This window comes from Haloferax sp. S1W (genome assembly GCF_044593955.1).
In the GTDB taxonomy this organism is placed as follows: Archaea; Halobacteriota; Halobacteria; order Halobacteriales; family Haloferacaceae; genus Haloferax.
On record NZ_CP172595.1, the window covers coordinates 2280538 to 2304567 of the forward strand.

Here is a 24030-nt window from a genome sequence, read left to right on the forward strand (position 1 = left end):
ATGATACGGGTCGAGGGCCTCGTCCACCGCTACGGCGACACCGTCGCAGTCGACGGTCTCGACCTGACCATCGACGACGGCGAGTGCGTCGTCCTCGCGGGGGCGAACGGGTCCGGCAAAACGACACTCGTCCGCCACTTCAACGGCCTGCTCGAACCCGACGAGGGCACGGTTCACGTCAACGGCATCGAGGTATTCGAGAATCTCGTCGCTGCGCGCACCGCCGTTTCGATGGTGTTCCAGCGCCCCGAGGACCAACTGGTCGCCGCGACCATCGGTGCTGACGTCGCCTTCGGCCCGGAGAACCTCGGTCTCGACCGCGACGAAATCGACCGCCGCGTCAACGACGCGCTCACCGCAGTCAACCTCGATGGTCGCGAGAGCGAGCGCGTGGACGCGCTTTCGGGCGGCGAAGTCGAGCGCCTTGCTATCGCCGGTGCGCTGGCGATGCATCCCGACCACCTCGTCCTCGACGAACCGTTTACCGGCCTCGACGAACCCGCCCGACAGTCGGTCCTCAGTCGTCTCCGCAACCTTCGAGCGTCGGGCACCAGCCTCATCGTCGTCACCCACGACCTGCGCGACGTGAGCGAACTGGCCGACCGAGTGGTCGTCCTCTCCGGCGGCCGGGTCGCCCTCGACGGCGCTCCCGAGGCGGTCGCAGACGACCTCCCAGAACTCGACGTTCGCCCGCCGTGTTGACCTACGAACCGGGTGACTCGCTCGCCCACCGACTCGACCCGCGGACCAAACTCGCCGTGCAGATTTCCTTTGCGGCGGCCGGACTCGCCCACACGACACCGACCGGACTCACCGTCCTCAGCGTCGTGGCCGTCGTGTGCCTCTGGGCCGCGGATACGTCCCCGCTTTCGGCTCTCCACGCGATTCGCTACGCGATTCCGTTTCTCCTCCTCGGTCCCATCATCGAGGCGGCCCAGCTCGGCGCGCCGTGGTTCGACCCCGCGGCGGCCGTTACACCCACGCTCGCCAGTATTCGCATCCTCCTGGTGTTCTTCGTCGCTGCGGCGTACGTCAGAACGACCGCCGTCCGCGAGTCGCGCGCGGCGGTCCAGCGACTCGTCCCCGGGCGGGTCGGAATCGCGTTCGGTATCGGCGTCGCGCTCGTCTTCCGGTTCCTGCCGGTCGTTCGGCGCGACCTGCTCCGCGTCCGCGAGGCAAACCAAGCCCGTCTCGGCGACCAAAGACGAATCGACGAGCGCCTCGCCATCGTCGCGGCCGGCGGCCTTCGGCGGTCATTCGCCCGAGCGGATGCGCTCGCGCTCGCGCTCCGTGCGCGGTGTTTCGCGTGGAACCCCACGCTCCCCGAGATTCGATTGACGCGCCTCGATGCGCCCGCGCTCGCGGTGGCACTGGGCCTCGCCGCCAGCGTCTTCATCTAGGCCGGTTCGTATTTCTGTAAAATTCTCGGCGTCGCACGACAGATTCAACCTCCAAACACGTGGAACGCTGTGAAACTCACCGACGCGAGTCCGATGAGGTGGCAAGATTTAACATCTCGTTCTTCAGTGATTGATTATGGTATTTGCGGCACAAGCGGAGGTCACCCGGGAGACCTTCTGGACGATTAGCCCGGTGGGTGAGGCCCTCTTCTACGGGCTCGCCGCTATCGCCTCCCTCGTGTTCCTATACGGGGTGTACGAACGTGTCGTGCGATACGCTCGCGGCGGGTCGGACCCGTTCGACAGGCTGTCCGACCTTCCGGGGCGGACGATTCGAGCGACGAAAGTGGTGTTCACGAACGAGAAGCAGTTCGACCGCGACTTCTACGCGGGCGTGATGCACTCGTTCATCCTGTGGGGCTTCCTGACGCTCCTCATCGGCACCGCCATCATCGGCTTCGACATCGACATCTGGCGACGCGTGACGGGGAGTTCCTTCTTCGTCGGCGACTTCTACCTCTCGTACTCCTTCGTCATGGACCTCATGGGGCTGCTGTTCGTCGTCGGAATCGGGATGGCGCTCTGGCGGCGCTACGGCGTCCGACACCCGCGTCTCTGGGGGAAGCACACGAGCTTCGAAGACGACGCGTTCATCTGGACGTTGTTCCTGCTCGGCGTCGGCGGCTACCTCATCGAAGGACTCCGCATCGTCGGGACCGAGTTCCCCGACTTCGAGACGGTGAGCTTCGTCGGCTACTTCGTCGCGCTCGTCTTCCAGACCGCGGGGATGACCGCCGAGATGGCGCAGACGCTCTACTGGTTCGGCTGGTGGTCCCACGCGCTGCTCGCGCTCGCGTTCGTCGCGGCCATCCCCTACGCCAAGCCGCTCCACATGCTCACCTCGTTCGCCAACGTCGTCACCGCGGACGAGAAAGCTGGCCTGCGCCTCCCGAAGGTGCCTGCCGACACGCCGCCGGACGAAATTGGCTACGTCTCCGAAGACGACTTCTCGTGGAAGGCGCTTCTCGACTACGACGCGTGTACGAAGTGTGGCCGCTGTGCAGACGCCTGTCCGGCGAAGGCGTCCGGTCGCAACCTCGACCCGCGCGACGTGATTCTCGACCTGAAGACCTACCGCGATTCGCTCGATGCGGGCGGTGAGTCGGTCGATATCGTCGCCGACGGCGGAACCTCGGTCATCGACGCCGAGTCGATGGAGTCCTGTATGGCCTGTATGGCCTGTATGGACACTTGCCCGGTCGACATCGAGCACCTCACGCACTTCACCGAGATGAACCGTCGCCTCACCGAGACGGGCCAGCAGCAAGAACCCGTCCAAGAGGCGATGATGAACATCTTCTCGAACGGCAACGCCTTCGGCGACCCGGAGCGCAAGCGACCCGACTGGACCGACGACCTCGACTTCGAGGTGCCCGACGCCCGCGAGGAGCCCGTCGAGTTCCTCTGGTACGTCGGCGATTACCCGTCCTACGACGAGCGCAACCGCGCCGTCGCACGCTCTCTCGCCCGCATCTTCGAAGAAGCGGGCGTCTCCTACGGCATCCTCTACGAGGACGAACAGCACGACGGCAACGACGTGCGCCGCGTCGGCGAAGAGGGTCTCTACGAGATGCTCGTCGAAGACAACGTCGCCGCGATGGACGACTGCGACTTCGAGAAAATCGTCTGTACGGACCCCCACTCGTACAACACGTTCAAAAACGAGTACCCAGAGATGGACGAGTCGTTCGACTACCCCATCTACCACTACACGCAACTTGTGGAGACGCTTGTGAACGACGGCCGCCTCGGACTCTCCGGGACGGAACTGTCCGCACAGACGGTCACGTATCACGACCCGTGCCACCTCGGCCGGTACAACGGTGAATACGAGGCACCGCGCGAGGTTATCCGTGCGACTGGCGTCCAACTCGCCGAGATGCCCCGCAACCGTGCAGACTCGTTCTGTTGCGGTGGCGGCGGCGGTGGCCTCTGGTTAGACCACGAAGAAGAGTCGAAGCCCTCGGAAGAGCGCCTGCGTGAGGCCCTCGAAGACACCGAGGCCGGAGGCACCGTCGAGCGGTTCGTCGTCGCCTGTCCGATGTGCGCGACGATGTACGAAGACGGCCGCAAGACCGGCGGTTACGAAGAGGACCTCGACGTCGTCGACATCGCGGAACTCATCGTCGAAGCGCTCGACGAAAAAGCCGGTGCGACGAGCGCAGAGACGACACCCGCGTCGGCCGACTGAGCGAGTCGTCGTCGGACATCGTTTTCTCACGTATACCAAAAGTTCAATTATCCAACTCGTCGTTGGTTCGGCATGGGTCTCACCGCTGTCGTCAAGAAGGACTTCCACGACTCCATCCGGTCGTTCTGGCTGTTGTTCACGACGGGACTGTTCGTCCTCTTCGGTATCTGGCTGGCCTCATCACAGTGGATTCCAGTTTTGTATCAGGAAAGCCCGGTCGATGCGAGTACGCTGGCGCTCCTGAACAGTATGCGACAACCGACAGTGTTCATGGTTCCGCTCATCGGCCTCATTCTCGCGTACGACACCATCGTCAGCGAACGAGAAAGCGGGAGTCTGCGACTTCTAATGGGGCTTCCGAACTCACGGGCGGCGGTCGTATTCGGGAAGTTTATTGGCCGAACCAGCGTCCTCACCGTGTCGATACTCGTCAGCTACGCAGTTGTCGGACTCATCGCGCTGGCGACGTACGACTCGTTCAACGTCTCCATCTTCGTCACCTACACACTCCTTACAGTCTTCTACGGAGCTGTCTACATCGCCTTCGCGACAGGGTTCTCGGCGGGGATGAAATCGAGAACGCGGGCGTTTGTCGGAGCCGGAGCGCTCTATGCGCTGTTTCTCCTGTTTTGGGACGTGCTGCTTCTCGTGTTGCAGTTAGCCATCTACGGGCAGGACATCCCCGAAGGCGGACTCCCTGACTGGTTCAACTTCATCGGGATGCTCAACCCCTCGACGGCATTCCTGCACGCCGCACAGTCGGTCATCCCCGAGTACAGTGAGATTACGTTCTACCCCGAGGGAAGCGCGTTCTACGTGCAGGACTGGGTCGGATTCGTCATCCTCGTGTGCTGGGGTGTGATTCCACTGCTTATCGGATATTTGCAGTTCGAACGAGAGGATATCCACTAGTCTGAAAAAGTGCGGTTCGGGCGTACCAGCAGCGCCGGCCGGACCAGCAGGACAGCCGGGTTACGCTGCTCGGTCGTCGTCGCTGTCGGTTACTCGCGCTCGTACTCTTTTTTGAACCCGCGGAACTCGGTTCGGTGAGCTTCCTCGTCGGCCAGAAGCGTCACCGCGAGGTCCTCGGTAACGGGGTCGTTCGCCTCCTCGGCCGCGTCGATGAGTGCACGGTACGTCTCGATGGCGTCCTCCTCGGCGGTGAGAACGCCGTTGATGACAGAGAGTACGTCTGTGCTGTCTTCCGGGGGCTGTAGTTCGTGCTGACGCGCTTCGAACGCCGCAGAACCCGGCGGTTTCTCGTCGAGTTGCTTCAGTCGATTGCCGATTTGCTCGGCGTGGGTGAGTTCCTCCTGAATGTCGGTCTTGAGCGACTCTTTGATTTCCTCGGCCCGAACGCCATCGAGGACGATGGAGTTCGTCATGTAGTTCATCACCGTCTCGATTTCGTCTTGGTAAGCGCGCTTCAAGAGCGCGGTCACGTCCTCAGACATGGCGACCCGATATTGCCACGCTGGCAACAAATACCTGTTCGAGGGGGCGAATTCGTTCGGTTCCCAAATACGAATGCAGACAGGAGCCGCAGCCGACGAGTTTCACAGTTGATAATTGAAACGAAAGTGTATTTTCACATCGCTTAATTGTTGTCAAGAAGAGAGACAGTGAGTAGAACTGACAGAGGTGTTTCGCAGGTCGTTTCGACGGTGCTTTTGGTCGGCATCGTTCTCCTTCTCGCAGCGACCGGCTCGGGGTACTTCTTCGAGGCTGCGGAGGGATACACAGAACCGCAAGACGCCCGCGCATTCGGCGAGACGGCGGTCATTCTCGGACCGGAGCATCGGTCGTGGTCCGGGTGGAACTCCGCTGGCGGAGAGACGCGGGGCGACATCGACCGAATCGAAATCGCGTACACGCACGGACCGGTGTTCGAGGGCGACGATATCGGGTCGATTCTCGTGCGGTGGCGCGGCGACGACGGGGCAGGCGGCCACCTCCGGTTCGTCAACCCCAATCGATTCGGTGACGAGACAGAACAGGAGTATCACGACGCGGAAGTCGGCGACTTCTGCACCGGCGACTTCGGCGCTGGAGAGCGCCTCGTTATCCGGATGGTCCACAATCGGTGGCAGACGGCCGGTGAAACCGGGCGTGACGATGTCGGCGTCCAATACGTCGAATCCCACTGGAACGATATCGACACCGGTGACGGACCCCTGTTCAGAACGAACGGCCGCTATCCGGTCGAATACGGGGGCGACAGGCCGATGAAGCCCGGCGACACCGTCGAGGTTCGGTTCTACGGCCCGGAGGACGAGCTTCTTATCTCGAAGACCGAGGCGACAGCCACGGTGTTCGAAGGGACTCCGAGCGAGGCAGATGGTGACGAGTTCGACTGCGAGTGATGACGCCGCGAGTGGGCAGTCAGTCCTCGAACTCGACCAGTTCGACGACGTACCCATCTGGGTCCTTGACGAACGCCGCGCGGGCGTCGACAGCCGGAATGTCAACCGGCGGCTTCACCACATCCGGCGACTCGGCTTCGAGGAGGTCCTCGAAGACGCGGTCCACGTCGTCGACTTCGATGGCGACGTGGTCGATGCCCGCAGGTTCGATACGCTCGGCTGACGAGCGGTCGTACTTCAGTTGGAGTTCCATGTCGGTGTCGTCACTGCCGAGGTAGACGTTCCGCACGCCGTCGAGTTCGAACTCGCCGGTCCGTTCGAGGCCGAGTTCGGCGTAGAAGTCGAGCGTCGAGTCGAGGTCCGAGACGGCAATCGCAGTGTGAATGAGACCCATGGAGAAAACAGGTGAGCGAGCGAGATAACGTCTGGTTTCGCCGTCAACGCTGCCGACGCACGGCCGCAATCGAGGGGTGCGGCGACCCGGCAGCCTCAGTTCCGGCCTTCGCGTCCGGGGTCGACGTCGATAGCGTCGACGGGGCAGATATCGACACAGAGCATGCAGTCGATACACTGGTCTTCGTTCGTCGGTTCGACCTTCATCTCGCTGACGGGGTGGTCGGGCGTGTCGACCCACGTGAACACGTCCACGGGACAGTTTTCGAGACACGCACCGTCGGCGAGACAGATGTCGTAGTCGACGGCGACGTGGGTGCCGTGGATACCGAGTTTCTCCGGCGGTTCGACGGGACCCCAGACAGATACTCCGTTTTCCTCGCCGACTTGCTCGCGATTCTGGTCGAAGTTCGGGTCGATAGCCATTGACGGGGCGTTGTCCGGGCGTGGTACTAAAGCGCCCGCATCGTAGGTGAAAAAATCCCCGACGGAACGGGGTAAGTGAAGTTGGTTGTGTGAACGAAGGGTACTCGTGTGAGTGCCCCCGGACGTCAGCGACGGGTTGCGACGAACGCTGCCGCAACAAGCGCAACGACGGCGAGCGCCGCACCGAAACCGGGGATACCGGTGTCAGTGGACTCTCCGGTCGTGGTCGTCGCCGACTCGTTCGATTCGGTGGTGGTCGTCGTCTGTTCGTCCGTCTGCTCGGACGTCGTTTGCACCGTCGTCGGAGTCGTCTGCGGCGTCTCGTTCAGGTTCTCTTCGACGACGAGCGTTCCGACGGTGACAGCGTCCTGGCTCCCGGCACGCATGAGTTCGAGGTCGTGGTCGATTCCTTCCTGAAGCGCCGTCATCGACTCGTTCGTCGAGACGACCTCGAATTCGTCACCGTCGGAGACAGTGATGTACTCCTGCGGCGAGTCAGCGTCGGACGCAGCATCGACCGACACGACGGTCTCTCCGTCGTCGTTCGCATCGGTGAGTTCGAGCGTCGTGTTGTAGCCGGTTTCGTCCGCCGCAATCAGGAGCTTCGCAGTGCTGTTGGAACCGAACTGAACCGGGATGTCGCCGACACCGTCCGAGGCAGCGTCTGCGGTGACGACGGTCTTCTCGAAGTCGAGTTCCGAGTTTTCATCGTCGGTCGGCGTCTCCGAAATCGGGTCGGTCGCCGAGTCGTTCGACTCGACGACGAGACTCGCCGTGTCCGACGAGTTGTTCATCGACCCGACCTTCAGCGGGTAGTCGCCAGCGTCGAGCAAGTCGGTGATGTTGTCGGTCGTCTGGGTGGCGTTCGACACGGAGTCGTTGCCGACCGCAGAGAGGTACGACGAAGCTTCGACCTGTCCTGCGGTGCTCGTGTTGAGCGCGAGCGTGACGTTGCCGTCACCGTTTTCGTCGGTCGCAGTCGCGTGGACAAGAAAACCGGTGTCTTCACTCCCGATGTGGAAGTCGACCGTCTCGCTCGCGTTGTCCGACGCGTTTAGCGTGATTTCGATTGTATCGCCCTGTTCACCAGTGTACGTGTCGTCTGTGAACTCGTAGTGACCCGACGCGGCCATCACGGGCATCGCCGTGGATGCGAGGACCACGAGGACGGCGGCCGCTGTCACTACGTTGAGTGCGTTGGAGGGTCGCATCACCTGTCGGTTGAGTGACTGCCAACAAAAGAGTTGTCAACTGCCAATCAGTACGTGAGAGTGACACACGATTGGATAGATAACAAGGTTTCTGGGTGCGGCATGACGCCAGACCGGGGTCAAGAGACAAGGTCTGGAGCGTGAATCGCCTCGGGGTCAAGCCCCGGGGCATTCGCCTTGACAGCCTGTAAACGCGGTACTTGTGATGGGAGCGAAAAAGGTGGAGGGCGACCGCTCTCGTTACGCCTGTGCGGACTCGATGTGGTCGAGTACGTGTGTGACGTGGTGGTGGTCTCTGTCGGGCGCCTCGTCTCGATAGGCGCGGAGGGCCTTGACGAGGTAGTCGAGTTCGTCGCTGTCGAAGTCTTCGTCTCCCGCCTCGATGCGTTTGAGCAACTCGACTGGGAGCGTCGGCTCTTCGTCTGCTTCGAGTGCCCGCTCGATAGCTGCGAGCAGGGCAGCGTGGACGACCCACGACTCCTCGCGCGAGAGGTCGAGCGCCGTGGGGCGGTCCTGGGCCGATGTGGTCATTGTGGGGCCTCTATCGTACCGTACGATTGGGAGGATATAAAGGTATGCGTGATGTTGGCACAGTTCACGCACGATTCCGAAAGCGGTTCGGTCCCCCGGTTTAGAGCGTTATTCGAACGCCGGAATACCGGTCAGGTCGGCACCGAGGACGAGCGTGTGAATGTCGTCGGTTCCCTCGTAGGTGTAGACCGTCTCGATGTTCGCCATGTGGCGCATCGGCGAGTAGTCGGTCGTGATGCCGTTCCCGCCGAGCATCTCGCGGGCCGTTCGCGTCACGTCGCGGGCGACGCGCACGTTGTGTCGCTTCGCCATCGAGACGTGCTGGTGTCGCAGGTCGCCGCGCTCTTTGAGTTCCGAGAGGCGGTGGGCTTGCAGTTGGGCGTTCGTAATCTGGGTCGCCATCTCGGCGAGTTTGCCCTGCTGGAGTTGGAAGCGCGCGATTGGGCCGCCGAACTGGTCGCGGTCCTTCGCGTACTGGAGGGCGTCTTCGAACGAGTCGCGGGCCGCACCGATGACGCCCCACGCGATTCCGTAGCGGGCTTGCGTGAGACACGAAAGCGGGCCTTTCATGCCCTCGACACCCGGCAGCACGTTCTCTTCGGGAACTCGAACGTCGTCGAGGCCGATTTCACCGGTCACGGAGGCACGCATCGAGAGTTTGTCCTCGATTTTGTTCGTCGTCACGCCGTCGCGGTCCGTCTCGACGAGGAACCCGCGAACCGGTGAATCCTCGGCGGAGACGTCGCGCGCCCAGACGACGGCCACGTCGGCGATTGGGGAATTCGTAATCCACGTCTTCGAGCCGTTGAGGACGTAGCCATCGGCGTCCTGCTCGGCTTTCGTCTCCATCCCTGCGGGGTTGGACCCGTGCTGGGGTTCTGTCAGTCCGAAACAGCCGACTGCCTCGCCGCTGCCGAGCGCCGGAAGCCACTTTTCTTTCTGTTCTTCGGACCCGAAGGCGTGGATGGGATAGATGACGAGCGACCCCTGCACGCTCGCCATCGAGCGAAGTCCGGAGTCACCCGCTTCGAGTTCCTGCATCAAGAGACCGTAGGCACGGTCGCCGAGGCCCGGAAGGCCGTATCCGTCGAGGTTGGGCGCGTAGAAACCGAGTTCGCCCATCTTCGGAATGAGGTCCATCGGGAACGTCCCTTCCTCGAAGTGCTCGCCGATGTCGGGTTTCACTTGCTCTTCGACGAATCGGCGCGCCTCGTCGCGGACCAGTTTCTCTTCCGACGTCAGGTCCTCCTCCAATCCGAGATAATCCAGCATGATAGACCGTGTGATTGGGTTGGTGAAAAGCGATTCGCTCACACACGACAGGAACGCCGTCTGGGTATTATTCGTGGAAATGTATCAGTTCGAAATATAGCTCGGAGGAATGTGCTGGCTCTCGGCTCCACCCACTCGAAGAAGAGAACACGAGAAAGGACCGAGACGAACCGAAAGCGAGTCAGCGAACTCGGATGACTCAGACCGCCGGTTCGACCGACTCAGATTGGACGCGGCCAACGTAGGTGACGAAGTTGTCGAACAGGCGCTTGGCCCCGCAGGCGGCATCGTAGTTTTCGGGGGTGATGTCGTCGAGGACGGCCTGAATCCGCTCGTCGGGGAGGAAGTCCTTTTCGAGCGCGATGGCCTCGGCGGTCGTCATATCGTACTCGGGGTGGAACTGGACGCCCAGTGCGTGGCCTCGGCGGAAGGCGTGGACCCCGTACTCGTTTTCGGCCAGAAGCTCCGCACCCGGCGGGAGTTCGGTCACGACGTCGCCGTGGGAAGTGAACACCGTAAATCGGTCGCCGATACCCGCAAAGAGGTCGTCGTCGGCCGTGCGCTCGATTTCGCTGTAGCCCAACTCGTAGTCGTCCATGTCCTCGACGGTCCCGCCGAGCGCCGCGGCGAGGACCTGATGGCCGAAACAGACACCGAGAATAGGGAGATTCCGGTCGTCGGCGTCGGCGACCCACGAGACGAGATTCGCAATCCACTCGTCGTCCCAGTAGACCGACGACGACGACCCGGTGACGACGACACCGTCGTAGTCGAAGTGCCCGGGGAGGTGTCCGTCGGTCACGTCGAACTCGACGAGGTCGGCGTCGAGTTCGCGTCTGAAGTTCCGCGGCGTGTTGTCGTCCGCGTGCGATGCGTCGAGGAAGGCCAGTCTCGGTCGGTTCATTGACAGAATACAGTAGATAGGGATGGAAATGCGTTGCGTCTAAGCCGGGTTCTGCCGGGGTTCGTGACGCCCCTCCGTGGGCAGCGCATTCTCTCGAACGCTCGTTCGGTGTCGCTAGGGGAACTCTTCGGACCGCGTCGGTGAGACAGCGCGGGGGTTGAGGGCGTATCGGACGCCATAGTACCCACTGACGACGACGAGTGTGCCGACAGACCAGACGACCTCTGTCGAACTCAGTCCGAGCATGGCGATGCCGAGAACGGCAAACGAGACGACTGCGAGAACACTCCCGCCGGGTGCCCGAAACGCTGGCGAGACATCGGTTCGATAGTACCGAAGTCCGAGGAACGAGAGGATGTTAATCGCGTACGGGACGCCGGTCCCGACGACAGCACCCACGACAAGCAATTGGTAGAAATACTGGGGAACGGTTGCGAGGAGTCCGGCGACACACCCGACAGCGAGGATGCCAACCCACGGAACCTGAAACCGAGAACTCGTCGTTCGAAACACCGACGGAAGGGTTCCGTTCTCTCCAAGCGCGTAGAGAACTCGCCCTGCGCTCAGTATCCCGACGAGCATCGTCGTGAAGATGGCACTGAGTGCACTGAGCGCGAGGAGATACCGTAACCACTCGACACCCATCAGTTCAGTCGCAACCCGGAGTGGTGCGGTTATCGTCACGTCACCCGCAGTGAACCGGCCGAGTGGGACGACACCGTGGACGACGGCGACGAGGGCCGTATAGAGGAGCGTCGTGACAGCCAGCGAGACGACTATCGCCCGAGGAACTGTTTTAGACGGCTCTGTGATCTCTTCTGCCACGGAGGGAATGACTGTCCACGCACCGTAGGACGTGAGCGCGAGTTGGACGGCCGCGAAGAACTTCATCGGCCCACGTACCACACCCGGTTCGTAGTGTCCGAGTTGGACGTGAGACGCGCCGACGCCAAGGAACGTTATCAAGACGGCGAGAACGAGTCCAGTCAGGAGCAGATTCGCCCGACTGGTGACGCCGATACCGAGGAGGTTACTGAGCGTCGCCAACCCGACTGCACCGAGCGCGATGACGACGGTGTCTCCGGCGGCGGGAAGTATCACTGCGAGATAGTCGGGAATCGAGAGCGCAGAAATCGTGATTGCGAGTATCCACCCGACCGTGTATCCGACTCCTTCGAGATAGCTCGCGAACGCCCGGACGTGAGGATTCGGCCCCAGCGTCTCGAATGGGAACACCGCGACTGACCCGGTTTGCGGAAACGCGAGCGTGAGTTCCGCGTAGCAAAGTCCAAGCGCGAGCATCAATACGCCAGCAAGGAACCACGCGCCAATCGACGCGGGACCGACGAGCTGTCCCGTGGTTCCGGGAAAGATAAAGATGGCCGCCCCGGCCATTCCGCCGAGACTCAGGACGATGCAGTCGAGCAACCCTAGACTGTCTTCGAACTCCGACTCCGAGGCGTCCGTCATCGTACTCGCGCTCTCCACTCGGTCTCAGTATCGTCTCCTCCAAACATGTCGTTTCATTGCGACCGCCGCCGTCGCAAATTAGTTATGGTTCTCAGATTTGTTACAGAGTTCGAGAGATTCGCCGACGGAGACTCGTCTCAAGAAGACCACGGGTCCAGAAGCGAAGGGGGTGCAATCAGCAGTCAGTCGTCGAGCGAGTCGAGGAACGTGACGAGCGTGTCGTTGACGATACGCGACTGTTCCACGGTGGCGAGGTGGCGGGCACCGTCTATCTCCTCGAAGCGCCCCTTCGGGAGTTCGTCGGCCAGTTTCCGGCCGCCATCGGCGGGCCAGACCGGGTCGTCGCTCCCGTGAACGACGAGTGTCGGGACCGTCACCTCGTAGAGCGGGTCGGCGTCGTACTCCGCGATTGCGGCAGTCTGTGCCGCCCATGCATCGGGAGCGGCGTCTTCCATCCCGCGCCACTCGACGATTTGGTCCACCACGCCGGGTTGCTCGGCGCGGAACTCGTCGGAGAGCGCAGGCACGAGCGACTCGCGGAGTGCGTCGGGGTCGTTCGGCGCGCCGTAGAGCGGGGCGGGGTCGATATCCACGGTATGCGCGGCGGTGCTACAGAGGGTGAGACTACGAGCGCGCGAGGTCGTCCGGGCGACTTCGAGCGCGACGACCCCGCCGAGACCGAGCCCGACGAGGTGTGCTTTTCTGACGCCCGCGTCCGCGAGGACCGCGACCACGTCGTCGACCAGCGTTTGGACCGAATACGGGCCTGCGGGCGCGTCGGAGCGTCCCGTCCCGCGGAGGTCCATCACCAGACTCTCGTAGGGGCCTGCGACCGCGGCGTGTTGCCATCCCCATTGCCACGCGCCGTAGCCCGCGTCGCCGATAAATGCGACAGTCTCGCCGTCGCCGTCGGTGTCGTAGAAGAGTTCGACACCGTCTGACACTGCGGTAGGCATACTCGTCGCTCCGTCTGGGAGAGACTTAGCAGTTGTTGGCAATGTGATCTACTTTATTCAGTCTGACCGACCTGGACACTGCGGAATCCTTGCCGGTCATTGTCCGTTTGTCAGTGCTCCGACTTCGGCTTTTCTATCTGTTCCTTGACGTTCGTTTCATCTGGAGTGACGGGCTTCACTCGAAGCTCTCCGAAGCCGTACTTCGAGTGGTTCCCGACCCGGGTGAGTCCGGACATCGCGGTCTCCACCGGACGGTCGCCATCGTAGCCGACGACCACGCCGTGATCGACCGTCTCCAACTCGTATACGTCGCCGCCCTCGATGACCTTCTCCAGACGGTGGCGCAGCTGCGCTTCGTCGTCTACGCTCCACCACCACGGCACGTCCACGTTGTTCGCCTTCGGGTACTCCGACCGGAGGACGAACGGCGTCACGAGTTCGAGGATGAACGCCTCGCCGTCTTCGAGACGCGGGTAGTCCAGTGCCTCCAGGTCAACGACCTGCGTGTCTTTCAGCGTGGTCGTCCCGTAGCCATAGTTCCGTTTGCCTCCGAACTGGAGGCCGTCAAGCACGTCCTCGCCGAGGGGCAAAACGTCCGGGGCATCGGCGTGCAAGTAGGCGTTCACGTACCAGCGCGTGGTCTGCTGCTGTTTCCGAGCGTCGTCGGGCCGGCCCATGATCGTCTCGTGAGCCAGCGCGGGCATCCCGCTCTGGAATCGGATGTCGTGGGCGTTCAGCCCGTCGCGGGGTCGGGTATCGAGCAGCCACGGATGGTCGGGGTGCCGGAAGAGGAACAGGTCGTCGTAGCTCTCCACGTCGGGGAGCGACGACCCCATGTACGGGCGAATCCCGCTCTGCGAGTGTTCCTCGGGGAACGTCCCGAACTGCCCCGGCACGAACATCCCGTGGCTGGCGTTGATGTGCTGGTGGACATCGTGCTCCAGCTGCATCCCGAGCGCGTGGTAAATCGCGTTCCCCGAAACGTAGTACGGATGCCCGAGGTAGTCCATGTCGAGTTCCCAATGAACCTGCTGGATGCGGGTCACGCGTTCTCCCTCAGGGTTTCGAGATCCTCGATGTACTGGAGTGAGGTACTCCAACTCCAGATCCGACGGAGGTTCGCATCGAGCACCATGTCGTGCTTGTCGTGATTGACATCGAGCGGGTGCGCGGTCAGGCGCGTCCAGGTGGACGCCCACGACCGCCACGGGCGGCTTCCAAGGCGCGCCCACGGTTGCCCGTCCGCGTCCTCGTCGATTCGAAGCGCGAAGCGGTCGCCCGCGTAGACCGTCCGGTGGGGCACGATCTCCTCGGAATCGTCCACGACCAGGAGGAGATCGGGGAACTCGTGACCGGCGCGGTAGTTGTCCAAGAGCGACGCTACGAGCAGCGTGTGGTACTTCAAGCTCGTATACGGGTAGTAGATGCTCTCGTTGAACCCGCTCGCTACGTCCGACGTGAGCCATGCCCGATGCATCGCCTCGGGGTCGGAGCCTGTCAGCAGGTCGTTGATGGCCTCAGAGAGGCGCGGGCGTGAGAACTCCTCGGGGTCGTAGTGAGAGTCGCCCGTCAGCAGCGAGAGCCGGTAGTGCGTCTCGTGGTTGTCCACCGTCTGTTCGGGCTTCCCGCTGGGCCGTGAGAGCGCCGACGCGTCGCCGTCCGCGCCGTGCGGGACGGTCTGGTTGACCGGGACGCCGTGGAAGGTGTCCGGCGCGTAGTTGTGCGTCTCGCCGTTCAGCTTGTGGGCGTCGTGGCGGTAGGCTGCGACCATCACGTCTTGGCCGCCGTCGCCCTGGAAGTCGCTGAGGGTGGCGTTCTCGGGCATCTACGGCCCCTCCTCGATGCGCTCTTCCAACGCCTCCACGAACGCCGGGCGATACTCTTCGGCCCACTGGTCGTCTTTCTCGTCCATCTTGTTCGTGTTTCCCTTCCCGCGGTCGAAGACGCGCTTCAGTTCGCGCTCCTCGTACAGCGGATTGATGAGGTGGCAATCGACGATCCCCGCGCCGAAGTTGCGAGCGCCGCCGAGCTGGTGCATGAAGTCCGTCTTGTGCCCATCGAGGAAGTCGATCCCCTCGGCGAGCAGGCCGATGAACTCTGGCTTCGTCTCTCGGAAGGAAAGATGCCAGCAGCCGTCCAGATTGGCGACGGCGTCCACTTCGGCGTTCCGCAGCGGTTCGCGGTTGTCCTCCCGGTTGCGGGAGACGATGTTCCGGTTGAGTCGCCGGTAGTGGCCTTCGGCCTGTCCGCGCGTGTAGTCCACGCTGGAACGGACGGGGTTAAACTTGATCGGACGACGCATCACCTTTCCCGGCTGGTTGCCGAAGCCGCCGAAGAGGTCGAAGACCACACAGCCATGGTCTTCTTTCGCGTCTTCGACACATGCGCCCTTCTCGTGGTAGCCGTCATCGAGGTCGCGCTCGTAGACGTCTTCCTTCATGAAGTTCGCGTTGGCCTCGCCGGGATGGCAGGCGGTGCCGTCGTCCTCGGAGACGACGCGCTCCATTCCGTGGCGGAGCCAGCCCGAGAGTGGAAAGGCGGGGATGATGCCGCCGATTTGGTTCTGCGGATCGTCGTCCTCGTAGTTGCCGTTCGAGGCGTGGTGTCTGTTGGTCATGATGCTGTCACCGACCACCAGCAGGTCAGTCTGAATCCGCACGAATACGTCGTGGTCGATGTCTTCAATCATGGTGAGCCAGTTTTGTGACCTGATCACGTTTAAAGGTCAGCGAGTATCGAGTGCGTTCCTCGGCGCGTCGAGAGAGGTGTAAACGACGCCACCCATGTGCTGCTGGCGGATCAGGTCGTTCGTTCCCACCACCGCCTCGGTAATCATCAGTAATCCTCTCGCAGGGGTGTTCTAACTTCTCCAGTTGTGTCTTCGCGTTGGCTTCAAGCGGCTCCCTGCAGTATGGTTTACTGTCATGGTACAGCAGCAGGTAATCCCGCTGCTTCATATCGTCTGACAGCTTCAGTCCGAAGTCTTCATCTGGTTTTAGGGTTGAGTTCTTCATGCCTCGTGTGCTCCACGAAGCGCGAGGTCGGTGCCTTCAACACCGGTCTCATTTTCAGCCATCCCGCGCTTCTCAGCTACATCTCTATTGGCCACCAACTTAGAACTTAGCATTATAGCAAACTATTGGCTATGGTGCAAAGTTAGGTTGCTATGGTGCTAACGTAGAAGTAGATGGTCTCTGAATCACGGTACGTGAGCAAATACCGAGCCATTATGACAACGACTGACCGTGAGAGAATTACCGGTGAGGTTACTGTATCTGATGAAAAACGATACCAGGCAATCCATCGTGTGCGTAGTAGAATCGAAGAGTTGGAGACCGATGTCGATGTTCTCGCGGAACATCACCCAGAACTCCTCGAAGAGCTGCGAGACGTTGTCTGTGTCGAGGAGTGACTGATTACGAGGTGACGCCTCGGGCGAAACATCAGCTCACAGTATTAACCGTAGACTCCTATTCGAGTGAGAAAACGGTCGTTTCTATTTCCAGTCAGAATACGCCGTGATGGATACAAAGCGCATATACAGCACCGACTCGTCGGTGATCGGTCAATGAAGATGCATAGCGTGGAGATGGACTCATCAACATAGGAAGTGTTCAACGAAGGAGAGTGACTGGAAGGGATCGCTGAGAGACTCGGACGATCCGGCCAGTGATACTGGGAACGGATTCTGGGGCACGTGATGGAAACCACCAGTACTGATTGACTGGGTCGGAGGTTGTCGTAGATGGTTGTGTTCGCTGATGAACGGTCCCAACCAAACCTCAGGTGGATTGCCACTGAATTCCGGTCAGGGGATGCAGTGGGTTGTCCCCCAGCACGTCGTATGTCGTGTCCGTGATAGTGAGTGAAGACGCATCTTCGAGGTGGTCAAGCAAGTCCATGCTGTAGCCTCGCTCTTGGGCGTACCGCTCCCGAATGATCCCAAGTACGGTTTCGGGATGTGGTCCAACCTGTTCGAGGTGAGCGCCCGCTTGCAGGTCGCCCGCCTGCACGAGTTCTTCGAAGCGCTCGACGGTTGGTCCTGCCTCGGGCAGCGTCACGAACGCGCCCTTCGTGAACACCACTGTGTCTTCGTCATCGGGAACAGCATCGAGTAGGTCCCAATCGCCATAGAAGTCGAACTCCTCGACGGAGATACGGTCGTCATCTGCGTGCAGTTCGCGGGCCAACTCGACGCCTGCCGTGCTGTACTCACCGCCAACAACCTGTACGTCCGGGAATGCATCGGTGATTGCACCGAGCGTCCAACCCCAGCCACAGCCGAGGTCAAGCACCGTCTCCCCACTATCCAAAACCGGTGAAAGCGCCTCCCTGACAACGGTTCTGTCACGCTTAACGAGCTCAGCGTCGTTAACGAGAAACAGTTCCTCCTCGATGGATACGAGGCTCTGTTCGTTCCGCCCGCTCCCGCGGGTCTGCCGAACGAATTCCTCGTACGACGGAGAGTTCTCCCGATAGGATTCGAGGAGATGTTCGTAGATCTTTTCGTACGTCTCAGTCCCAGTGAACAGGTCCGGGTCACGTGGTGGTTTATCGACCGCACCAAGCAGGTAGGTCGCCCACGACGAGTGAGCCGGGAGCTCGTCCAGCGGGAAGGACTTCATTGTCGTGCACCCCCAGTGGCTGCGAGTGCTCGAATAGCTGTACACCGAATCAGTGATAATTGCATCGCTATCACCACCGTTGGAGAAAAAAGTGGATGCTATCTAGAATCAAAATCCTGGTGATCCGTATTGAAAACACCGATTTGCTTCCATTGGGTGAGAGCTGTTAAACGAATCTCCTGACGCCAACCGAAACCGATAGACGTGGGCCAATCAACAGCTCAGTACCAGTGTGAAGTGAGCGGTTGGTTCACTGATTTCGGTGTGAGAGAAACAGAGTCACTATGCTGCATCAATCCTCTACATCTTCACGCTAGGCAGTACCAATATCAGGACGTTGATTGTATTCCATTGTTTTGCGTAAGGGCGCAGGTGGTTAGTCGGCATGATTAAAATGATGTCAAAAAAATTTTCGGGTAGTGGACGATTCGGATTTCGAACCCGAAAGGACGGAATACACGTTTGATCCGGGAGACAGCGGTGGGGATACCGACGAGTCGCAACTACCCCGGATTGAATCGATCCAGGACTTTCTCAAAGAGGAATACGACTTAATTCACGGCGATCTAGATCCAGAAGAGTCGCGCAGAGACGGGAAGGGGACCTTCATCGAGACCGGCGATCCCGCGTACAAGAATCTGAAGCAACAACTCTTCCAGAATATCATCAGACACGACGATCTGGCCAGTGCCGTCGGAGAGTTGGAGCTCCGAGCTGGCCACGGACACGTCGATGAACTCCCATCGTTCGGACGGAAATTTGTTGTCGATGAGTTGGTCCGCTCATTGTTGCTGGCGAACCTACTCAAAGACGAATCGGTGAATAGCATTACCAAATCATCAAGCGAGGACACCGGAAAGTATGATGATGAGCTGAATCTCTCCGAGCCCGTGACTCAGCCGACGCTGTCTCGGTATCAAGATGATGTCGAAGAACTCTTCCAACCGTACTTTGACCGGCTTCAGGATGACGTAATCGAATTCGTCCAAGGGACAAAACACGAAGAACTCGTACCTGCCCCACCGTCTCTCGCTTCCGATGGTGAAGGCCCACGCGATCTCCAGCTAATCACGCGCGATCTTCGTCAGAAGGCCCTGAAATTCCTTCAGATCAAGCGCTCTAACAACCTCACCCACGAAAAGAACGTGCTGTTCAAACTGCTGGATGTCGCCTGTCTTCATGGGACGAGCATGGAGACTTCGCAGGAAGTGATCGAGGGAAAGCCGTGGCTGTGGGGTAGTGAACCACCCAAGCGCCGCAACTTCGTCACGCACCTCGCCAAGTCCGACCGCCGTGAAATCACGGCGATGTACCTGGCGGCGAACGAGTCGATGATCCAGTTGCTCGAAGAGGAGTACGACTACTTCGGTGACACGGTGGAAGTCGCCATCGACGTGACGCCGTGGCCGTGGTTCGGCACGTACGAGGACGGCGAGATTCCCGAGTGGGTCTCGGGGACGAAGGCTGGTCGCAACTACGCCTACGCGTGGAAGTTCGCTACGCTGGCTCTCGTCGGTACGAACACGCCGATCACGGTCGTGTGGCTTCCGGTGAAGTCGGCCTCGAACCTGGATGGCGTGGTTGATCGGCTGCTGCGGTTCGCTACGGCGAAGTTCGACATCGATTGGGTCTACCTAGACAGCGAGTTCTACCAAGGCGGCGTGGCGACCAAAGTCCGGAGCGAGGCCGACTTCATCATCAAGGGCAAGAAGGGCTCAGACAAGCTTCAGGAGGTCAAAGAGGAGTTCCTCGAAGAAGACAAGGAGTGGGACATGTTCCGGTGGGGCGTCGGCGACGTCAAGGACGAACGCGACTACATGTTCGTGCTGCCGGAAGAGAAGAAATCGCGTCTCCAGAAAGAGGACTTTGACGACCCGACCGACGCGCTGACGCAGTTCTACACCAACCGCGACCCGCGAGAGTTCGCCACCAAGGAGCGAAACGGCGCGGAGGTACTGGCTGAGAAATTCCGCGGAAGATGGGGTGTAGAAACCTCATATCGAGTGATCAAGAACCGGTTTCTACCACAGTCAGGATCAAGCCAGATTGAACACCGGATGTTCCTGTTCGGGTACGCGGTGCTGCTGTACAACATATGGACAGTGGCGAACGCGATTGGTGCCGACCGGGATGACGATCACGACCTCGGAAAGCACGGGAAATACTGGAAGGCGGTCGTGTTCCTGAGTAACATGATTGACGACCCGGCGTCACTCGAAATTGGGGAAGTTCCCGAAGGGGAGTTATCAGAATTCAGTGAGATGATTCGGAAGGATTTTTACCTGAAGTTCAGCCTCTGAAAGAGGTTCCGCCTTCGACCCTCTCGAATTGAATAACATCACCCACATTGCCAACAACTGTTAGTGTGTCGGACTCGCGTCCGGTGACGAACCCCTCACCGCTGACGTTCGCGCTCAGTGATGGAGGCCTCACCGCTGGCGCGTCTGCCACTCGTCCGCCTCGGACCGTTCGACGACGGCATCGAACAGTGACGCGATACTTTGGACTGCCTGTTGGTCCTGTGTGAGCGGGTCGAAAAAGACGATTCCGTAGCCGTCGACGTTGGCGATTCGGGTCGTCAGCACGTGCAGAAACCGGTAGACAGGTTGGAGCTGCGCGTACTGAAACAGGACCGTAAGCGAGTCGAGGACGACACAGATGGACCCATCTCTCTTGTTGTCCCACCGCTCGAGCAGTTTGGTCGCTTGGACACCGATACCAGTCAGGTCTGCTGGTGACGGGACCTTTCCAACCTCCACCGCATCGAACGAGTCGGTGGACCGGGTCTCCGTCGTGACGACGGCGAGTTCCGATGGTTCGAACCCGAGACGGCGCTGCCAACCGTCGGGCGACACCGTCCCACGCGGCGAGAAATCTAGCGCGAGAAGCAGAATGTCAGACCCGTTTACCAGGTCTGCGGTTGGTGCCGACAGTCCGCCGTCGAGAACCAAGACTGTCTGCGTCTCTCCACTACTCAGTCGGTCCACAGATATTGTCACCCCTCTAACGTGAATACGTTCTCAATGACTTGAAACTACGCGCTAGTTGGATATGTATAAAATATTGACAACTCTCCAATCACCCCAAATATGACGGGTGAAAAGGTGACTATGCGGGTTTCCCCAGAATAGAGAGTAAAAGAAAGAAGAGACGTATGTCTTACGCGTTCAACACTGTCCGGAGGATGTCCGGCGCTTCGTCGAGCACGTCGTCCAGCGCATCTACGTCGGGACCGCCACCCTGTGCGAAGTCGGCCGGGCCGCCGCCACCGCCGCCGACCTTCTGGGCGAGTTGGCCGACGACCTGTCCGGCGTTGATGCCCACGTTGTCGGGGACGCCGACGACGAACTGAGCGCTGCCACCGGCGGCAGACCCGAGGACGGCGACCTTCCCTTCTTCGACGAGGGCGTTCGCAGTCGCACGGAGTTCGTCCGCATCACTGTCGAGTCGCTGAATCACGGCGGGCGTGCCGTCGATATCGATGTCGTCGGCACCCGCGGCAGCGCGCGCCTCGGCGAGTTCCGTCTTCAGGCGGTCGATGGTCTTACCGCGTTCCTTCCACTCGGTGAAGAAGCGCTCGGCCGTCTCGGGAACGTCATCGGCGTTCACGTCGAGGACGTCCGCGGCCTCGTAGAGGGAATCTTCGGTGCGCTGGGTCGCCTCGATGGCGGCGTCGCCAGCAGCGAAGACGACGCGTTCGACGCCGTCCTGCACCGGTTCCGTGTTCAGCACTTTGATAGCGCCGATGTCGCCGGTGCGCTTGACGTGGGTGCCACCACACGCCTGCACGTCGCTGCCGACGTGGATGAGGCGAATCTTCTCTCCCGGCGGAATGCCACCCTGATAGAGGTCGAAGCCGTGTTTCTTCTCGGCGTCGCGGCGGTCCGGCCACTCCTGTTTGACCGGGATGTTCCGCATTACTATCTCGTTGGCGACGCGCTCGATTTGCTTGACTTCCTCGCGCGTGATGCGCTCGTAGTGGGTCACGTCGAGGCGCGAGCGGTCGACGCCCTTCGAGGCACCGGCCTGCCGGATGTGGTCGCCGAGGACCGTCCGAATCGCGTGGCCGATGACGTGAGTCGCAGTGTGGTGTCGCATCAGGCGGCGACGACGCTCCACGTCGAGTTGGCCGCGGACGAACTCGCCCTTGCCGGGGACGTCGTCAGTGCGGTGGAGCACCACGTCGCCTTCGATTTGCACGTCAGACACTTCGACCGTCGTGTCGTCGGTCGAGAGCGTCCCGTGGTCGGCGGGTTGGCCACCGCCTTCGGGGTAGAACATCGTCTGGTCGAGGACCACGTCGTAGCCCTCCTCGCGCTCGAACACGTCGAGGACGACTGCTTCGAACTCGGTGCGATCTTGGTCGTCGTAGTAGAGTTTGTCCGTCGCAGGGAGGTCGCCGAGGCGCTCGTCGCGCTCAGAGGTTGCGGCGTCCGCATCGACCTGCTCGTGGCGGTCGGCGACGAGCGAGTAGAAGTCGTCGGGGATGTCGACGGTCGCGCCGCGCTCCTCGGCAATCTCCTGTACCATGTCGGGTTGGATGCCGTGGGAGTCGTACAGTTCGATGAGGTTGTCGACCGGAATCGGTTCGTCCTTGTTGGCGTAGTCGTCGGCGAGTTGCTGGACCTTCCGCGACCCGCGTTCGAGCGTCTTTCTGTACTTGCGTTCCTCGCTGCGGACGATGTCGCGGATGGTGTCGCGGTTCTGGTAGTCCAGTCGCTCGGCCTGCATGTCCACGAGTTCGTCGAGGGGCGCGTCCACGCCGAGGTTGTCGACGAGGCGCTTGGTGCGCCGGAGGACCATCCGTGCGAGGTAGCCCGTGCCGACGTTCGACGGGACGATGCCGTCACCGAACATGTACGCGAGCGTGCGGCAGTGGTCGGCGATGGCGTAGATGTCTTCGAGGGGACGGAGCAGTTCGGTCAGTTCGTCGGCGTCGACGCCGAGTTCGTCGGCGACTTCGGCGCGGGCGGTGGCGAGGTCGTCGATTTCGTCGATGTCGAGGTTCCCCGAGCGCTTCGCCGCGCGGTGGATGAGTTCCTCTTCCGCGTCGGTGTGTTCGATACCGACGTTGTCCTTGAGGAAGTCGATCATGTCGGGGTAGACGGCCTCGTAGACCGTCGGCGTCCCCTGCGACACCCACGTCCACCGTTCGAGTCCGTACCCGGTGTCGACGATGTAGGTGTCCATCGGCGAGTAGGTGTTGCCGTCCTTGAGTTCGTACTCGCCGTCGGGGTCCTGCTTCATCGACATGAAGACGAGGGTGGCGAGTTCGGCACCGCGGTAGAGCACCTCGAAGGCGGGACCGGCGTTGCCGCCGCCGACCCACGGGTCCTCGATGTAGGTGATTTCGGAGATATCCGCGCCGAGGGATTCGAAGAACTCGTCACAGAGACGGACCGTCTCGTCCTTCCAGTAGACTTCGCCCTCGTAGGCGTACTGGTCGCCCGCTTCCTCGCGGGCGTTGAAGGCGTGGTGCGCCATCATCTCGAACGCCATCGTGTGGCGACCCGTCTTGCCGACGTTGTCGATGTCCTGCATGCGGATACAGGGCTGTGAGATGGTCAGCGGGTTCGCGGGCGGCGGCGTCTCACCCGAGGTGACGAGCGGTTGGAAGTCGTAGATAGACGCCTGCGTCAAGAGTACGTCGTCGCGCCAGCGGTTCGCAGCGACCGGATAGGGGTCGATGCGCTCGTGGTCGTGTTCCTCGAAAAACGAGAGGAACTCCTCGCGCATCTCCTCCAGCGTGTACTCCTCATCGAATCCGGGGTTGTCGATGAAGGTGTAGTCGTCCGCTGGCGGTTCGCCGCAGGTCTCTCGGTCAGGGTCACGTGTCCAGAAGTACGCGCCCGTCACGGGACACTGCTTCCGGTAGAAGCCCTCCTCCTCGAAATAGTCGAGGCGGTACTCCGATTCGAGTTCGCTCATTGCCAAAGTCTGGTCTACCGTCGGGTAAAACAGTTCCGGGAAATAGACGCAGACGCCCGATTCCGGCCAAATTCACCCGCACGGGCCGCGTCGTTCTTTTCCCCACGATGCAACCGAGGCGGACAGAACGCACGCCGCAGCAGGGTGCTGACCGCATAACGAGCGTGTGACAACGCCTCCGCGACCCGAGGTATCCGGTAAAAACTCAAAGAAACGTGTGATGGGTGACCAGTGTACGCGGTGTAGTAGAACATGCCGCAATGATTATATATTTTCTATCCGTCATATCGGAGGACCACT

General features: G+C 61.0%; 22 protein-coding genes. 7 read left to right on the forward strand and 15 right to left on the reverse strand.

Features of this window, described 5'->3' with window-relative positions; genetic code table 11:
- From ACH9L7_RS12025 to ACH9L7_RS12040, 4 genes are all read left to right on the forward strand, one after another.
- A complete protein-coding gene (locus ACH9L7_RS12025; RefSeq protein WP_396610940.1) occupies positions 1-702 on the forward strand; it encodes an energy-coupling factor ABC transporter ATP-binding protein in 702 nt (233 codons plus the stop codon).
- The gene (locus ACH9L7_RS12030) at positions 696-1400 is read left to right on the forward strand and encodes an energy-coupling factor transporter transmembrane component T family protein (RefSeq protein WP_396610941.1); all 705 of its coding nucleotides are present in this window, start codon (positions 696-698) and stop codon (positions 1398-1400) included. The genes ACH9L7_RS12025 and ACH9L7_RS12030 overlap by 7 nt, the downstream gene beginning before the upstream one ends.
- A gap of 136 nt (positions 1401-1536) precedes the next feature.
- Positions 1537-3651, forward strand: coding sequence for a (Fe-S)-binding protein (locus ACH9L7_RS12035; RefSeq protein WP_396610942.1), 2115 nt, complete (start codon positions 1537-1539; stop codon positions 3649-3651).
- Positions 3652-3723: 72 nt separating this feature from the next.
- Complete coding sequence (locus tag ACH9L7_RS12040; protein WP_396610943.1) at positions 3724-4563, forward strand: ABC transporter permease subunit; 840 nt, start codon at positions 3724-3726, stop codon at positions 4561-4563.
- Positions 4564-4652: 89 nt separating this feature from the next.
- Here the strand turns inward: ACH9L7_RS12040 and ACH9L7_RS12045 are convergent, their stop codons facing one another.
- Complete coding sequence (locus tag ACH9L7_RS12045; RefSeq protein ID WP_396610944.1) at positions 4653-5105, reverse strand: ferritin-like domain-containing protein; 453 nt, start codon at positions 5103-5105, stop codon at positions 4653-4655.
- A 168-nt stretch (positions 5106-5273) separates the two neighbouring features.
- Here ACH9L7_RS12045 and ACH9L7_RS12050 point away from each other — a divergent pair, with 168 nt between their 5' ends.
- The gene (locus ACH9L7_RS12050; RefSeq protein ID WP_396610945.1) at positions 5274-6014 is read left to right on the forward strand and encodes an archaellin/type IV pilin N-terminal domain-containing protein; all 741 of its coding nucleotides are present in this window, start codon (positions 5274-5276) and stop codon (positions 6012-6014) included.
- 19 nt (positions 6015-6033) lie between these two features.
- Here the strand turns inward: ACH9L7_RS12050 and ACH9L7_RS12055 are convergent, their stop codons facing one another.
- The 11 genes from ACH9L7_RS12055 to ACH9L7_RS12105 form a co-directional block, all read right to left on the reverse strand.
- Positions 6034-6408 carry a VOC family protein gene (locus ACH9L7_RS12055; RefSeq protein ID WP_396610946.1) on the reverse strand — a complete coding sequence of 125 codons (375 nt, stop codon included), beginning with the start codon at positions 6406-6408 and terminating at the stop codon, positions 6034-6036.
- Positions 6409-6503: 95 nt separating this feature from the next.
- A complete protein-coding gene (locus tag ACH9L7_RS12060; protein WP_396610947.1) occupies positions 6504-6833 on the reverse strand; it encodes a ferredoxin family protein in 330 nt (109 codons plus the stop codon).
- Between the two features lie 125 nt (positions 6834-6958).
- Complete coding sequence (locus ACH9L7_RS12065; protein WP_396610948.1) at positions 6959-8044, reverse strand: PGF-CTERM sorting domain-containing protein; 1086 nt, start codon at positions 8042-8044, stop codon at positions 6959-6961.
- Between the two features lie 240 nt (positions 8045-8284).
- Positions 8285-8575 (reverse strand): hypothetical protein, encoded by a 291-nt coding sequence (locus tag ACH9L7_RS12070; protein ID WP_396610949.1) that lies wholly within the window; start codon positions 8573-8575, stop codon positions 8285-8287.
- 108 nt (positions 8576-8683) lie between these two features.
- A complete protein-coding gene (locus tag ACH9L7_RS12075; RefSeq protein ID WP_396613270.1) occupies positions 8684-9847 on the reverse strand; it encodes an acyl-CoA dehydrogenase family protein in 1164 nt (387 codons plus the stop codon).
- A gap of 199 nt (positions 9848-10046) precedes the next feature.
- Complete coding sequence (locus ACH9L7_RS12080; RefSeq protein ID WP_396610950.1) at positions 10047-10751, reverse strand: type 1 glutamine amidotransferase; 705 nt, start codon at positions 10749-10751, stop codon at positions 10047-10049.
- A 114-nt stretch (positions 10752-10865) separates the two neighbouring features.
- Positions 10866-12221, reverse strand: coding sequence for an APC family permease (locus ACH9L7_RS12085; protein ID WP_396610951.1), 1356 nt, complete (start codon positions 12219-12221; stop codon positions 10866-10868).
- A 182-nt stretch (positions 12222-12403) separates the two neighbouring features.
- A complete protein-coding gene (locus tag ACH9L7_RS12090) occupies positions 12404-13177 on the reverse strand; it encodes an alpha/beta fold hydrolase (RefSeq protein WP_396610952.1) in 774 nt (257 codons plus the stop codon).
- A 110-nt stretch (positions 13178-13287) separates the two neighbouring features.
- Positions 13288-14223 (reverse strand): hypothetical protein, encoded by a 936-nt coding sequence (locus tag ACH9L7_RS12095; RefSeq protein ID WP_396610953.1) that lies wholly within the window; start codon positions 14221-14223, stop codon positions 13288-13290.
- Positions 14220-15002 (reverse strand): hypothetical protein, encoded by a 783-nt coding sequence (locus ACH9L7_RS12100; RefSeq protein ID WP_396610954.1) that lies wholly within the window; start codon positions 15000-15002, stop codon positions 14220-14222. Before ACH9L7_RS12100 ends, ACH9L7_RS12095 begins: the two co-directional genes overlap by 4 nt.
- The gene (locus ACH9L7_RS12105; RefSeq protein WP_396610955.1) at positions 15003-15866 is read right to left on the reverse strand and encodes a hypothetical protein; all 864 of its coding nucleotides are present in this window, start codon (positions 15864-15866) and stop codon (positions 15003-15005) included.
- Positions 15867-16406: 540 nt separating this feature from the next.
- On the opposite strand from ACH9L7_RS12105, the gene ACH9L7_RS12110 reads away from it, so the two are divergent.
- Positions 16407-16589: a hypothetical protein gene (locus ACH9L7_RS12110; protein ID WP_396610956.1), complete on the forward strand. Its 183-nt coding sequence runs from the start codon at positions 16407-16409 to the stop codon at positions 16587-16589.
- A 370-nt stretch (positions 16590-16959) separates the two neighbouring features.
- On the opposite strand, the gene ACH9L7_RS12115 is transcribed toward ACH9L7_RS12110, so the two are convergent.
- Positions 16960-17802, reverse strand: coding sequence for a class I SAM-dependent methyltransferase (locus ACH9L7_RS12115; protein WP_396610957.1), 843 nt, complete (start codon positions 17800-17802; stop codon positions 16960-16962).
- Positions 17803-18221: 419 nt separating this feature from the next.
- Between ACH9L7_RS12115 and ACH9L7_RS12120 the strand changes: the two genes are divergently transcribed.
- Positions 18222-20102, forward strand: coding sequence for a transposase (locus tag ACH9L7_RS12120; protein WP_396610958.1), 1881 nt, complete (start codon positions 18222-18224; stop codon positions 20100-20102).
- A gap of 129 nt (positions 20103-20231) precedes the next feature.
- On the opposite strand, the gene ACH9L7_RS12125 is transcribed toward ACH9L7_RS12120, so the two are convergent.
- Both ACH9L7_RS12125 and alaS read right to left on the reverse strand, forming a co-directional pair.
- A complete protein-coding gene (locus ACH9L7_RS12125) occupies positions 20232-20789 on the reverse strand; it encodes a hypothetical protein (RefSeq protein WP_396610959.1) in 558 nt (185 codons plus the stop codon).
- A gap of 172 nt (positions 20790-20961) precedes the next feature.
- A complete protein-coding gene (gene alaS, locus ACH9L7_RS12130; RefSeq protein ID WP_396610960.1) occupies positions 20962-23730 on the reverse strand; it encodes an alanine--tRNA ligase in 2769 nt (922 codons plus the stop codon).
- Between the last annotated feature and the right edge of the window lie 300 nt (positions 23731-24030).